The sequence below is a fragment of the Candidatus Methylomirabilota bacterium genome, from assembly GCA_028870115.1.
Classification (GTDB): domain Bacteria; phylum Methylomirabilota; class Methylomirabilia; order Methylomirabilales; family Methylomirabilaceae; genus Methylomirabilis.
The window spans coordinates 33263-47501 of the sequence record JAGWQH010000024.1 but is presented as its reverse complement, the minus strand read 5'-3'; the positions used below and the strand labels follow the sequence as shown (position 1 = coordinate 47501).

The following is a 14239-nucleotide window of genomic DNA, read 5'->3' as shown; positions in this document are numbered from 1 at the left end:
GCCGATGCTCCGGCTCTCGCGCGCCAGACCGTGGCAGGCGACCTTCCTCGCACATCTCTCGCGCCTGCTCCCGAAGGACGCCAACTGCAATGCAGTTCCGGTGACAGAGGCTAAGATATGAGTTCAACTGCAATATTCCGGATTATGGCGCACAGAAGGTGGTGTGGGCTTGGGCTGACAAGCTCACAGAGCTCGAGCCGGCCTTTGAGACGCAGCAGGGGTCGCTCCAGCAGTTGCAGCGGGAGATGCAGCGGCTGCGGCCGATGAAGATGCGCGTTCCGGCACCCTCGGCCTAAACTGGTATGTCAACCCGAGCGTCCGGTTGCGGGTGAACTATCTCCTCACCGATGTCCGGCCGGGACGGAATACCATTGGCGTGAGCAATAGTACGCACGGCGAGCTGGTTCACGAGGGGATTGCTGAGGTGCAGATCTAGTTCTAAATCGACAAACGGCTATCGAGACCGACAATGACGACCGGCTCAATGACACCAACATAACAATCAATGGAGCCAGCGGAACGGTCTGGCCCGTCAATCCGAATGCGGCGCAAAAGACGCCGAGACCGGCTCGGCCATGAAGCTATGCCTGCAGAAGGCCATGTTGCATCTCCTGCCGTCAGAGGCGAAGGCAATGAATCGGCGAGAGACCACCCTCAGAGGAGGATTACTCTTTGGTGAGGGCTCACGGTATCCGGAGTATTGACAGGCGCTTCACGTCATAAAGGCGCAAGAGTTGAGAGTATTCGATTACTTCTCGATGGCCTGCTGCCTCCGTACCAGATAGGCGTTCCGCACCGCGCTGTACAGGTCAACGGTCGACTCTTCAACGCTCTCGTACATTTCCAGGTTCTGTGACCGGGTATTGACGGCCTCCCCACCCCATTTGCCGAACGTAGACGCCAGCGGGGCTACGAAACTCATCGGATCCATGACAACGTCTGCTGCAAGCCCAACCCCGTCGCGCGCCGTCAGCGGGGGCAAGAACGGCAAGACGACATAGGGACCTGGACCTACCCCCCATTTACCCAGTGTTTGGCCGGTGTCCGCATCGCTCTTTTCAAGCCCTGAGGCCTTCGCCACATCGAAGAACCCTGCGACGCCAAAGATGGTATTGAACAGGAAGCGAAACACCTCGTTGCTGGCCCGCTTGAATTTGCCCTGGAGCGCATTGTTGATCACCCGCCTCGGTACGGCTATGTTGTCAAACGCATTGCTGAAGCCCTGCTGCACCTCAGTAGGTAGGACCTTGTCCCAGGCGGTGGCCACGGGTTTCAGGACATACCGATCAACCATATCGTGGTTAAAGTTGAACATCTTCTCGTTATACGGCTCCCAGGGGTCGTACTCCTCAACCTGCTCCTTCTCCAGCGATACCGCGCCTTCCATCTGTCGGGTAGCGCCTTCATCGGTCGATTGCGGATCCGCCGCCATGACGCTCGACGCACCCATCAAGCCTGCAATTGTCACAGCAACGGCCAATGCACCAATCCACGGCAATGATTTCCTGGCCCTGTGTCCCACCCTCTCGCTCCTTTCCTTGGTCAAAGCCGATGTTTGGAATCGCTTATCGACGCCCCTTCCCCATTCCCTAAAAGGTCTATCATCTTTACCATGAATTTTCTTTCTTGTCGCGCAAAATATGCAACCCGACTTTCATCCGAAAACCTTTCTTGCTGAAATCTTAGATAGGTTACTATCTGTAGCTGATCCGATAAATGACACCTGCTTGATCATCCGACACCAGCATCGCCCCATCCGGCATGACCAGCAGGTCCACAGGGCGTCCCCAGGCGTGACCGTCTTGCAACCAGCCCTCGGCAAACACCTCATACGTCAGCGCGCGCCGGTCAGCAACCCGCGCCAGCATGACACGATACCCGATCGGCGCGCTCCGGTTCCACGATCCGTGTTCCGCAATGAAAATATGATTCCGAAACTCTTCCGGAAACATCGTCCCTGTGTAAAAGCGCATACCGAGCGCCGCCACGTGCGGCCCGAGTTCCATCGCCGGCGGGGTGAACTCCTCACACCTCCGCTGCTTCCCGAACCCGGGATCGGAAATAGTTCGCCCATGGCAATAGGGAAAGCCGAAATGCAGTCCCGGACGTGGCGCAACATTCAGCTCGTCCGGCGGCAGATCGTCACCCATCCAATCTCGTCCGTTGTCCGTAAACCAGAGCTCATGCGTCTTCGGATGCCAATCGAACCCGACCGTATTGCGGACGCCCCGCGCGAAGATCTCCAATTGGGTCCCGTCCGGCTTCATGCGCGTGATCGATGCGTAGCGCGCATCTTCGCGCTCGCAGACATTACATGGCGCGCCGACTGGAACATACAACCAACCGTCGGGACCGAAGCGTATGAACTTCCAGCCATGATGGCGATCCCGGGGAAAGCCGTCGTACACCACTACCGGCGCAGGCGGGTCCTTCAGGTGACTCTCGATATCATCGTACCGCAGGATCCGGTTTATCTCGGCCACGTAGAGCGCCCCGTTGTGGAATGCGACGCCATTCGGCATATTCAGGCCCCGCAGGAGCGTGACAACCTCGTCCGCCTTCTGATCCTGGTTGCGATCCAGGACGGCATAGACATTCCCCGCCGTGCGAGTGCCGACAAACAGCGTACCGTTCGGGCCGAGGGCCATTGACCGGGCATCGGGGAGATGGCTCGCATATACGCTGATCCCAAACCGGGGCGGCAGGTGGATCTGATGCAGCGGTAACTCCTGCGCGCCGTTTACGCTGCCGCAAGACACCGATCCTGTCAGCAACACGAGTAAGGACAGACCGCGTCGAAAGCCGCGCATCAGGGGATCAGCAATAGTTTCCCTGTAGACTGGCGCGCTTCAAGACGGCGATGGGCGAGTGCGGCCTCGGCAAGCGGGAAGGTCGCGTCGATCCGTACGGTAAGCGTCCCGGCTATGATCCAGTCGAACAGGTCCCCTGCCCGCTTCAGCAGTTCCGTCCGGTCAAGCGTGTAGTGCATCAGGTTGGGACGGGTCAGATAGACTGAACCCTTGGCGCTGAGCACCTGGGGGTTCAGCGACGGCACTGGCCCGCTGGACTGGCCGTAGAGGACCATGCAGCCGCGAGGTCTGAGGCAGTTCAGGCTTTTATCGAAGGTGGTCTGTCCGACCGAGTCGTAGACCACGTGCACGCCCTTACCGTCTGTCAGGCGCTTGGTCTCCGCCTCGAAGTCAGTCTGCGTGTAGAGGATGACCTCATCGGCGCCGGCCTCCTTCGCCAGACGCGCCTTCTTCTCGGTTGAGACGGTCCCGATGACATGAGCGCCACGTCGCTTGGCTATCTGGACCAGGAGCAGACCCACGCCGCCCGCCGCCGCGTGAATCAGCGCGCTGTCGCCTCGCTGCAGCGGATAGGTGCTGTGGCTCAGATAGTGCGCGGTCAGTCCTTGCAGCATCACCGCTGCGGCCTGCCGCGTCTCTACTGCGTCCGGAATCGGCACCAGCCTTCGCGCCGGGATGATTGCATACTCCGCGTAGGCGCCCACCTGCATGGCGTAGCCGACACGGGTTCCCGGCGTGAGTTCCGATACGCCAGGGCCGACTGCATCGACAACGCCCGCCGCCTCCCTGCCCGGGATCACCGGCAGCGGGTCAGGGTATTGGCCCTTCCGCTGGTAGATATCGATAAAGTTGATCCCGACCGCGTCGATCTTAACCCGCGCTTCGCCAGCGCCGGGTTCGGGGAGCGCCACCTCCTCACAGCGGAGCACGTCAGGATCGCCATACTCATGTATGCGAATCGCGCGCATACGCTACCTCCTGTCCTACGTGTGTCGCTTCTCCGAAGCAAGCCACCCACCGACACAAGTCACACCTCATACACACACTAACTCCTGTTACATCGTCATTGCGAGCGACTGAAAGGAGCGTGGCAATCTCGCCGTGCGTGAGATCGCTTCGATCGCTTCGCTCCCTCGCGATGACACATGACTTTCTGCGTTTGCATTAGTAAGTAACCGATCGGTCGTACTCTACCAGCAGTTGGGCGTACCGTTTGATATCGATCTTCTGAACGACCGACACACGCTTGAGGTCTTCATCCAAGACCCCACGGGTCTGGGCTCACCCCCCTCAGAGGTAAATCGGGATCTGATGGTCCACGGCGAACTGGAACAGTTCGTCGAGCGGCGGGAGTCCGTAGGGCTTGACGTGCTGCCGCAACTCCGACTTGATCAGAACCGTGGCATCGAGCGCCAACACAATGCCGACGTCGATGCCAGACTCCTTCGCGCCCTTCGCCACAAAGAACGGCATCGTCGCCCGCGTAGAGTTGTCATACCCGTAAGTCGCGGTGATCAGTAATCTCGCCATCGCTCTCTCCATTCTGTCTTTTAGTCACCAGACCCCTTCCGACTCACAGGTCAAGTCGCGGGGTCGCTTCCCACTCCTGGACCGCGCTGTTCCACTTGCAAAATCCACATGAGGATGAGCCGGCTGGCGCAGGGCCGCGAAGGACCACCACGGCGTCCTTGATGAGCGCTTCGGCGGCTGCGGGGTCAGTTGCCACCTCATGGACGTCGACTTGGAACCGAATGAGGCCGTATTCCTTCACTTTCACGGGATGATAGTAGATCAGATATGCGAGGCGTTTGGTCTTGTGGCCGTTGCCTTCCAGCAACAGCGTGTAGAGGTTCATCTGGTCCTGGTAAAATACGTGGGTGTCGGCTTTCGGGGCATACCCCCGGGTCTTGTAGTCCAGCGGATAGTAGAAGCCGGCCTCATCCACCAGGCACTCGTCCAGCGCCCCCATCACCTCAACGTCAGCCCAGACCGTGGCAGAGCGGATCCCGCGTCTCCAGTCACGCCAACGATCCATAGTCTGCGCATCCGATAGCAGTCTTCCCGGAAGCTTGCCTTTCACTTCAGGAGGCAGCTCATCCCGGTCCCTGAACTGATCAAAGTATCGCTTGAACTGAAGGTCCAGCCCGCCAGGGAGACTCGGAAAGATCGTTTCCGGGCGCCTGATTCCGGCGTTGATCTCCAGCCAGAAGCAACGGGGACACTCGGTATACAATCCCAGGCGGTTATTGGATAAGGTGAGGCGCTTCACGCGCCCTACCCCTCCAGCAACTGGTATTTTCCTGGAGCCAACGACTCTTCCGGAACCAGAACGATCTCCCCGCCATAGGTCTGTTGGAGCGCTTCGATCACTTCGCCGTCCTCCGCCTGGAACCAGCCGATCAGGTCGGGGTGGGCCCGGATCCGGACCAGCGGGATCCGCTTGCTGAACAGCCGCCACTCTACCTCTCGAAGGACTTGATGGGCGATGGAGGGGGTTGAACGGATGTAGCCAAGACCGCCACACTCTGGACAGGACGCGCTCAGGGCCTTATTCAATCCTTGACGGACCCGCTTCCGTGTCATCTCAACCAGGCCCAGTTCCGACAGAAGCGATACATTGGTCGGCGAGCGATCGGGCTTCAGCGCCTCCTTCAGGTCCTGCAGCACCCGATCCCGACTCTCCTGGCGAGCCATATCGATGAAGTCGATGATAATGATCCCACCCAAGTCTCGCAGGCGCACCTGGCGCGCGATCTCCCGGGCCGCCTCCAGGTTAGTCTTGAGAATCGTCTCTTCAAAATCATGCTTGCCGACATACTTACCGGTGTTGACATCGATGGAGACGAGCGCCTCGGTCTCCTCCAACACGATATAGCCCCCCGATTTGAGCCACGCCTTGTGTCGTAGCGCCTTCTCGACCTCCCGTTCAATACCGAACGATTTGAAGATCGGCTCGTCCTCGGTGTACAGAAACAGATGCGATTTCAGCTCGGGATGCAGCGACTCGGCATACTCCAGACACCGCTCGTACTCGGTCGGACTGTCCACCACCAGGCGAACCACTTCCTTCGTGAAGAGGTCGCGGAAGATCCGGAAGATCAGGTCCAGGTCTTTCTGGACCAATGCCGGGGCGGTGAGTGTTTCAGCCTTACTCTTGATCTTTTTCCAGAGGGATCGGAGAAACTCGAGATCGGCCTCGATCTCCGCTCTCTCCTTGCCGATTCCGGCGGTCCTAACGATGACCCCCTCCCGCTCCGGGTTGATCTCTTCGATGATCGCCTTCAACCGAGATCGTTCTGCCTCGTTCTCAATCTTCCGCGAGACCCCGACGTGCTGCTCGGTGGGCATGTAGACCAGATAGCGTCCGGGCAGCGTGATGTGCGAAGTGATGCGAGCGCCCTTGGTCCCAAGCGGCTCTCGGGCCACCTGCGCGACAATCTCCTGCCCCTCCTTGAGCAACTCCTCGATGCTGGCCTGCGGGCGGCGACCTCGAGAGAAGCTGGGCCTCGGCTCCTCGGAGACAGGTTCGGCAGGCTCGCCCTCCTCCCCGATGGTCAGTAACTGCTCATACTCTTCCACATCCTCGAAGATGTCCCGGACGTACAGAAAAGCGTCCTTTGCCAGACCTAAATCGACGAAGGCTGCCTGCATTCCTGGAAGAATCTTCAGCACGCGCCCTTTGTAGATGTTGCCGGCGATGCTCTTATTCTTCGAGTCGTCGATTAGCAACTCAACCAGAACGCCGTCCTCCAGGACGGCCACCCGGGTTTCCACGATCGAAGAGTTGACGATAATCTCGCGTTTCATTGGTCGCCGTCCAGGATCAGGGCTGTTCTCGCCACGCGCAGCTTCGCGTCCCACCGCTCGTACTCTCCATGAAGCGTCTCTTGCAGCAAGCTGGTCATAATCGCCTGTGGCCGCACGCCAATGCCCTGTCCTGTCCTCAAACGAAGGTCCCAACAGAGCGTCCCTTCCTCCTGCCGCTCGGCCGTCAACCCCAGGATCTGCGGACGGGCATCGACCTCTCTCCGCCCCTCCTTCCGCTCCACGGTCACTGGAATGCCGGGCCGGTCCAGCCACTCGTCGCACAGCGCCTGAGTGCCGAGCCGCTCGCCGATCTGTTCCGCCAAGCCGTTCAGCGGCAATGAGACGCGATAGACGGTCTCCCGCACCAACGCCGTCAGCGATGGCGCCGTCAACGGGACTTCCCACGCCCGAAGCCATTGAAGTTCGGCAGCGAGGCAACGGTTGACCTGCGCCACCAACTCCTCAGGGGCCATGGCCGCACGAAGTTCGATGTCCGCCAACTCCTGCCGCCCCTCGACCCCCACAGGCAGCGCGAGCGCGAGCGACAACTTCGGCTGAGGGTTGAACCCCTGCGAGTACGCCACGGCGATGCCGGCCCGCCGCAGCGCCCGGCTCAGCGCCCTCATCAACTCCAGGTGCGAGAGAAACCGGAGCACACCAATCTTCTGAAAAATAAACCGGATGCGCTGTACGGGCGCTTCGCTTTGGGGGTTGGGGGTTGGGGGTTGGGGGTTTGGTTCGGCAGCAGGACTAACGCACTCTGGCTCCAAAATCCCCCCGTGGGGGGATTTTGCACTTCGGACGTCCATTCCGACCTGCGCCGCCCAGGTCGGCCAGTTGGGCATGCAGATCTCGCCGCAGGCGGTGCAGGTGGATGTATGGCAATCGGGCGTCCCGCGAACCTCCATGGCCTTCTTGTACTCCCGCTGCAGGAACGACTTGTCGACCCCGGAGTCGATATGATCCCACGGCATCGGCTCATCCACGTTACGCGGTCGATTCGCAAATACCTTCGGATCGATCCCCGTCTCGTCAAAGGCCTGCATCCACCGGTCAAACTTCAGATGTTCGGTCCAGCCGTCAAGCCGGCACCCCAGCTCATAGCCACGCTGAATGACGCGTCCAAGCGAACGGTCGCCCAGTGAGAAGACCGCCTCCAGAAACGAGGACTGGACGTTATGCCACTTATACGAGACCCTGATCTCCCGCAGCTTTCGTCTCAGGTAGTCCTGCTTGTCCTTGAGCATCTCCATCGGTTCCTGGGCGCACCACTGGAAGGGCGTATGCGGCTTCGGGACGAACGAGGAGGTGCTGACCGTCAATCCAAAGCCTCTTGCCGACTCGGCCCGCGCGATCCGCGCCGATTCCCGCGTGATGCGTACGATCTCGTCCAGGTCCTCCTGCGTCTCCGTCGGCAGTCCGATGATAAAGTAAAACTTAACCGACTCCCACCCTGACCTGGCGGCGTTCCGAACGGCCGTATAGATCTGCTCCTCATCGAATCCTTCCTTGTTGATCACCTTTCGAAGCCGCGCGCTGCCGGCCTCCGGCGCGATGGTGAAGCCGGTCTTCCGAACCCGACTGATCTCCTCAGCCACCTGCGGAAACCGATTCAGGGTTTCAACCCGAAGGGAGGGAAGCGACAGCGAGATCTTGTCCGGCAGGAGCTGATCCATCAGTGAAGGCACCACATCGGGCAGGACCGTCAGATCGGCGATGCTCAACGACGCGAGCGAGACCTCTTCGTATCCTGTTTCCCGGACCGCCTGTAAGGCCAATTGCTGAATCTCCTCGCTCGATCGTTCCCGGAGCGGCCGATACAGATACCCCGCCTGGCAGAACCGGCACCCCTGGGTGCAGCCCCGCATCACCTCGATACTGACGCGGTCGTGGACGATCTCCATGAAAGGGACCGGAAAGGCGCCGTAGTCGATCCCGCTCAGATGGATCGCCGTCCGCTTGCGGATGGTCTCGCCCTGATGGAGCGCCGGGACGTAGCAGCCGGAAATCCCAGCCCATGCCTCAAGGAGCGCGTCACGCCGACCGCCCGAGGCCTTCCACGCGGCCGTCGCCTCGCAGACATCAAGGATGGCCTCCTCGCCGTCGCCCAGGACGAACAGGTCGATAAACTCCGCAATCGGCTCGGGATTGAATCCGACCGACCCGCCCGCGATCACAAACGGGTCGCCCTCCCGCCGGTCGCCGCTCTTCAGGGGGACGCCGCCCAGGTCCAGCATGTTCAGGATGGTGGTGTACGACAGTTCGTACTGCAGCGTGAAGCCGATCAGGTCGAAATCGGCCAGGCTGTAACCGGATTCAAGGGTACACAGGGGAATCCGCCGCTGCCGCAGCAGCGCGTCCGCATCGGTCCAGGGCGCATAGACCCGTTCGGCCATAAACTCCGGCCGCCGGTTGAGAATCTGGTACAGGATCTTCAGGCCGACATGGGACATGCCGATTTCGTAGGTATCGGGGAAGGCGAGCGCAACCCTGACGGGTGTCGTGGCTGGGTCTTTCTTGACGGCGTTCCACTCCATTCCGATATAGCGAGACGGCTTGCTGACCCCGGGAAGAATCTCGTCCGCTATCGCTTGTCGGAAGCTACGCACCAGTGCCTCTCCTTGTTCTCGTGCGACTCACATCGTCGGAAAGATCATACACGAAGGCCGTCTGAAAGGCAATCTTTAGGCAAAAGAGGCGGGTACATCAAGACGACAATCAACACGAAGGGTCGAATCCGCTGCGCTAGGACAGATCGGCCAGACCGGTGCGAAGCGCAAACCGGACCAGCGCGACGCGGTTACCGATGTTGAGCTTCTTGCGGATTCGCGCAGCGTGGTTCTCGACGGTCCGAACGGACAGTCCGAGGCTCTCAGCGATCTCCTTGTCGGATAAACCGAGCGCGATATGCTGGAGAATCTGCGCCTCGCGGGATGTCAGGCGCACGCCTAGTTTCCTCTCCACTAGCCCCTCGGCACGCTGGGCCGCCGGTTGATCGGTTATACGCTGATAGACGACCCCGAATGCCGCCATGCTCTCCTCGGACGTGCGGTAGTAGATCGCAAAGACGCAATTGCGCGGCAGCGTCTCCGAGCATCCGCTCACGCAGACCTTGACGTCGCCAAACGCCTCCGCCATGACCCCGCCAAAGAGTCCGGAGCCTAGCTCGCACAGATACGATCCGGATTCATCCCGCTCCGCAATCCGGCAGTCCAGCACGGTGACGCGAATCACGCCCCCCGACTCGACCGAGACCTCAAGCGTCCACCCGAACTGCTCCCCGATCTCCTTCAGACACTCGGCCCAGGTATAACCGGCGAGCCGTTCACCCCCGTTGCGCGTCAAAGAGTACTCGGACACCGCCTGCCGGCCCAACTGCGCCCCGACCTCCCGAACCATCGCTTGAAGCGCCGAAGGGGCGAGTTGCCTCTCGGCGGCTTGGATCAGCCCGATCAGCGCCTTCATCAGCAATGTCTGCCGAGGGATCGGTTGCTGGCCGCCCGTGTTACGACCACCACGCGCCACGCTACGCTCACCTGACCTATCTTTGCACCTGCCAAAGAAATATACAGCACCATATGACAAGATCTATGTTGGTTCGTAAACTACCACAATGTTGTAATATATGGCAATAACTGTCGGTACGCCAGCCTCAGTCTCCCAGAACAAAAGGGGGCGATGAGCAAACGGCCATTCCCCTTCAAGGATTTGAGCCGGTCAATCAGAATATACGCAACTCAGCGCGCGAGTACGTCCGCGACGGTCCTCAGCAGGACGTGGGAATCGAGGGGTTTGGTGAGGTAGGCGGCACAGCCGGTCTCGATCGCCTTGGCTTGCGCCTCCGGATGAGAATACGCGGTTGTGACGACGACCGGAATCTGGCGGGTCTCGTCATGCGCCTTGAGGTCGCGGATGAGCGAGAAGCCGTCGATATCGGGGAGTTGCAGGTCCATAAGAATGAGATCCGGCCGCTCACGCGTGACCCGTTCCAATAGGCCGACGCCATCCTCTGCCGACAGGACGGTATACCCCGCCGCGTCGAGAATCTCCTTCGCCAGCTCCCGGCCGAGCGGATTATCTTCCACGATCAGAATCACTGCCTGTGTCATCGCGCTCTTGGCTCCGAACTCGCGGCCGGCGCCATCGGAAGCCGCACCGTAAAACGGCTTCCCTGGCTTGGGCCGGCGGATGCGGCCGTGATCGTCCCCCCGTGCAGTTCGACCAACTGCCGGGTGAGCGCGAGGCCCAAGCCGCTCCCCTGGGACTGCTTGGTCGTCTCGAGCTGGCTGAAGCGCCCGAAGAGCTTGGGGAGATCCTCCGCCGCGATCCCAATCCCGGTGTCGGTCACGGCAATTTCGACGAACTCACACCCACCTCCTGCCTCCTGATGCCCGGCGTCTGACACAATCCGTACAGTGACCGTGATCCGACCGTCCTCTGGGGTGAACTTGACAGCATTCGACAACAGGTTGTAGACGATCTGCTTGAAGCGGATCGGGTCGGCGGTGAGGACGGCCGGCACCGTGTCGGTGTCCAGCGTCAGGGTAAGCCGTTTCGGGTCGGCTAGGGGGTGGATCTCTTGCAGCGCGGCGGTCAGCGCTTCAGAGAGGGCAAAGGGCTCGGGACGCAGGGTCAGTTTACCCGCCTCGACTTTGGACAGATCCAGTAGGTCGTTAATCAGGGTCAGCAGGTGGCGGCCGCTGGTGTGGATATGGTGCGCGTAGCGAGCCTGCTTAGCGGAGAGCGACCCAAAGGCCTGGTCGCGCAGCAGGTCGGAAAAACCGAGGATCGCGTTCAGGGGCGTCCGCAGTTCGTGGGACATGTTGGCCAGGAAGACAGACTTGTGGCGGGAGGCTTCCTCTGCCCGGCGAGTGGCCTCCTGGAGTTGCTGCGTCCGCTCATCGACCTGCTGCTGCAGCTCTACGGCGTGGCGCTTGACCTGAGCGTAGAGGTTGGCATTTTGGATGGCGAGCGCAAGCTGCTTCCCAATGAGGCCCACCAGATCCTCGTGGCCTTCTGAATACACACCCGGAGTCCGGCTGTCTATCACGAAGACTCCTACCGTCTCGCCCCCCGCGACAAGGGGCAGTATCAGGGTCGCGCGCACCCCCTCCTGCGCGACGAACGCTTCATCGGCAAAACCTTGCTCCCGCGTCAGGTCCCGGATCAGACGAGGGGTTTTGTGGGCGATGACCCACTCGACGGCGGTATCCGACCGCCGACGCCACACCTTTCGCTGATAGGCTTGCAGGGGCGACTCGGCGACCGAGAGCACTGCGACCAGCGACTCCCCATCCGGCACCACGACAGAGATCCGATGGTAGGGAAGGACCGCCTTGACCGCCTCGGCAAAGGCGGGATAGATCTCCTCAAGCTGCAGCGACCGCCCCAACACCGCGGACATCTCATTGATCCCGCGCTGATACAGTTCCGCCCGCATCAGCGACTTCGCCTGCCAGTAGATGCTCCCTGTCAACCCGAGGATACCGAACACCACGATGAGCGCCAGCCCGAACTCCGTGCCGAAGAGGTTCAGCCGTTCGCCCATGAGTCTCATCCAGCCGAGGAAAACCGAGAGCACGATCACGATGAGCATCAGGCGCCGCGCGGCGGAGGCAGCGGCAGTATCGCTCATTACGAAACTCACGATCCCATGCTGCGATCGAGCGAACAGGATGCCGACGGCAAGCACGAGGAACAGCAGGGCCGTGTGGGGAGCGACTGTTTCCCGAGGATAGACCTGATGCACCGCGGCCCCGCCGTAGAGGTACGCCACAAGGCTCAAGACAGCGGATGCGGCCGCCACAACCGCAAGGACCGGAGCGTACTGATAGCTGCGGCGTGTCTCGACTTCCAGCAGCAGAAGGGCGCTGCCGAGCAGAAGAAAGTTCAGCCCACTCACAAACGCCATCCGGCCCGACACATGATAAGGTTCAGTGATCTCTTGGAGATCTTTGGCCATCAGTTGGTCGATCCCCACATCCCACCCAAATAGATATTCGCTGAGCGTGAGCAGACCGACGAGGGCGACGATCGCTGCGCAGACCTGGGAGACTCCCCGCTTCCACCTACTGGTAAACTCTGCTTGCGACCACCAGAGAGAGAGGCCGATCAGAACGAAGGCGAGCGCCGTATTTGCCTTTATGGCGTGAAACCCTAGCATCGGGCTCTTGAGGGTAGCAACGTCAAGCCACCAGCCGACCAGGACCAGACCGCCGACTACGACCGCACCCGCGCTTGCAGCTTGTGGAATCCACCGCAATTGCGATGTGAGCTGACGAGTGTCGATTTGATCGCGCATGGCCTGCTGTCACACGTGTTTACTTGACATTCTATGCTCCCGTTATTATTTCTATAACATTTCTGAATCCAATGCAAGAGTACTACCACCTATAATGCGTATGCAATTACTTATTTATACGGCGCACCCATGCGTAGGAACGTTCCGAAAGACTGTGCGATGGCTTCAGTTTCGCCTCGCAAAGATGGCGGTAACAGGAGGGGTCGTGTGGGGTGATGGGAGAGGCGCGGGGTATATAGCAGGACTGCGCACGGAGCGGCTACAGCCCCCTCTGCGGCCTTATAGCTCGATCAGACGAGTGCGAAACGCAAATCGGACCAGCCCGGTACGGCTGCCGATGCGAAGTTTCTGGCGGATTCGCGCGGCATGGTTCTCGACGGTCCGAACGGATCGTTGAAGGGATGCGGCGATCTGCTTGTCGGAAAGACCCTGAGCAATGAGCCGGAGGACCTGCAACTCGCACGGCGTCAGACGCTCATCCAGGACGCCGTTCAGTGCTCTTTCCTTAAACAGGACCGACTTTTTTTCGATGTACGGATGGACGATGTCGGGTATCTCCGGATGCTCCTCGGACTCCCGGAGATAGATCGTAAAAGCGCAGTCGAGCGGCGGCGTCTCTGAACATGGGCCGACAGAGACCTTTGCATAACCGATCGTCTCCGCCACAACCCCGGCAAAGAGCCCTGCAGCAAGCTCGCACAGGTACCATCCGGATTCACGCGGCTCCGTGTACCGGCACTCCAGTATGGTAATACGCAGCACGTCAGCGGACTCCACCGCTACCTGAAGCTTCCACCCACACTGCTGCGCTACCGCCTTCAGGCATTGAACGCCGGTATGGCTGTCATACAGTCTTACTGTGCCATGCGTCAGCCGCCACTCGGACGCTGCGAGTCCGCCGTGCTCCGCCCCTACGCCGCGGACGATGTCTTGAAAAACCGAAGGGTGGATCTGTCTTGTGACTGCATGGATCACGCCCGCCAGCCCTCTGGTCAGTAGCGCCTGCGGACAAATCGATCGCTGGCTGTTCTTGCCGCGAACACTAGGCATCAGAATCACACGCTTCTTGCCGTCTCTCATTCTTGAACTCGTTCCAGCAGACCGACTCCCCCAAGAATCGCTCTTGCGATTGCACCGTGTGGAATGGATCGAATGGATCGAATCGAAGACACAAGCTGGCCCGAACTGGATGGAACAGTCATGGACCGCGTGCTATCTTGGGGGTTTGTATCTTCCAAATGCAAGCGTATAAGTACTTATAGCTTTTGAGTATTAGTATACTAGAGATAGGAATCTCCCACCACACGTCGCCTGACTCCCC

Annotated in this window: 11 protein-coding genes; all 11 read right to left on the bottom strand. The window is 60.2% G+C overall.

Going from position 1 to position 14239, the window contains the following annotated elements; all coding sequences use genetic code 11:
- Positions 1–748: 748 nt before the first annotated feature.
- The 11 genes from KGL31_01895 to KGL31_01845 all read right to left on the bottom strand — a co-directional run bounded on the left by KGL31_01895 (position 749) and on the right by KGL31_01845 (position 13998).
- The gene (locus KGL31_01895; GenBank protein MDE2320658.1) at positions 749–1450 is read right to left on the bottom strand and encodes a VacJ family lipoprotein; all 702 of its coding nucleotides are present in this window, start codon (positions 1448–1450) and stop codon (positions 749–751) included.
- 244 nt (positions 1451–1694) lie between these two features.
- The gene (locus tag KGL31_01890; GenBank protein MDE2320657.1) at positions 1695–2810 is read right to left on the bottom strand and encodes a sorbosone dehydrogenase family protein; all 1116 of its coding nucleotides are present in this window, start codon (positions 2808–2810) and stop codon (positions 1695–1697) included.
- Positions 2810–3778 (bottom strand): quinone oxidoreductase, encoded by a 969-nt coding sequence (locus KGL31_01885; protein ID MDE2320656.1) that lies wholly within the window; start codon positions 3776–3778, stop codon positions 2810–2812. Before KGL31_01885 ends, KGL31_01890 begins: the two co-directional genes overlap by 1 nt.
- A 322-nt stretch (positions 3779–4100) precedes the next feature.
- A complete protein-coding gene (locus KGL31_01880; protein MDE2320655.1) occupies positions 4101–4340 on the bottom strand; it encodes a hypothetical protein in 240 nt (79 codons plus the stop codon).
- A gap of 43 nt (positions 4341–4383) precedes the next feature.
- Positions 4384–5079 carry a PD-(D/E)XK nuclease family protein gene (locus tag KGL31_01875; GenBank protein ID MDE2320654.1) on the bottom strand — a complete coding sequence of 232 codons (696 nt, stop codon included), beginning with the start codon at positions 5077–5079 and terminating at the stop codon, positions 4384–4386.
- Positions 5080–5084: 5 nt separating this feature from the next.
- A complete protein-coding gene (locus tag KGL31_01870; protein ID MDE2320653.1) occupies positions 5085–6617 on the bottom strand; it encodes an Rne/Rng family ribonuclease in 1533 nt (510 codons plus the stop codon).
- Entirely contained in the window at positions 6614–9226 is a 2613-nt protein-coding gene (locus tag KGL31_01865) for a TIGR03960 family B12-binding radical SAM protein (protein MDE2320652.1), read from the bottom strand. The genes KGL31_01870 and KGL31_01865 overlap by 4 nt, the downstream gene beginning before the upstream one ends.
- Positions 9227–9362: 136 nt before the next feature.
- Positions 9363–10142 carry a response regulator transcription factor gene (locus KGL31_01860; protein MDE2320651.1) on the bottom strand — a complete coding sequence of 260 codons (780 nt, stop codon included), beginning with the start codon at positions 10140–10142 and terminating at the stop codon, positions 9363–9365.
- Positions 10143–10354: 212 nt separating this feature from the next.
- Complete coding sequence (locus tag KGL31_01855; GenBank protein MDE2320650.1) at positions 10355–10726, bottom strand: response regulator; 372 nt, start codon at positions 10724–10726, stop codon at positions 10355–10357.
- Positions 10723–12918, bottom strand: coding sequence for a GAF domain-containing protein (locus tag KGL31_01850; protein ID MDE2320649.1), 2196 nt, complete (start codon positions 12916–12918; stop codon positions 10723–10725). Before KGL31_01850 ends, KGL31_01855 begins: the two co-directional genes overlap by 4 nt.
- 279 nt (positions 12919–13197) lie before the next feature.
- Complete coding sequence (locus tag KGL31_01845) at positions 13198–13998, bottom strand: response regulator transcription factor (GenBank protein ID MDE2320648.1); 801 nt, start codon at positions 13996–13998, stop codon at positions 13198–13200.
- Positions 13999–14239 lie beyond the last annotated feature (241 nt).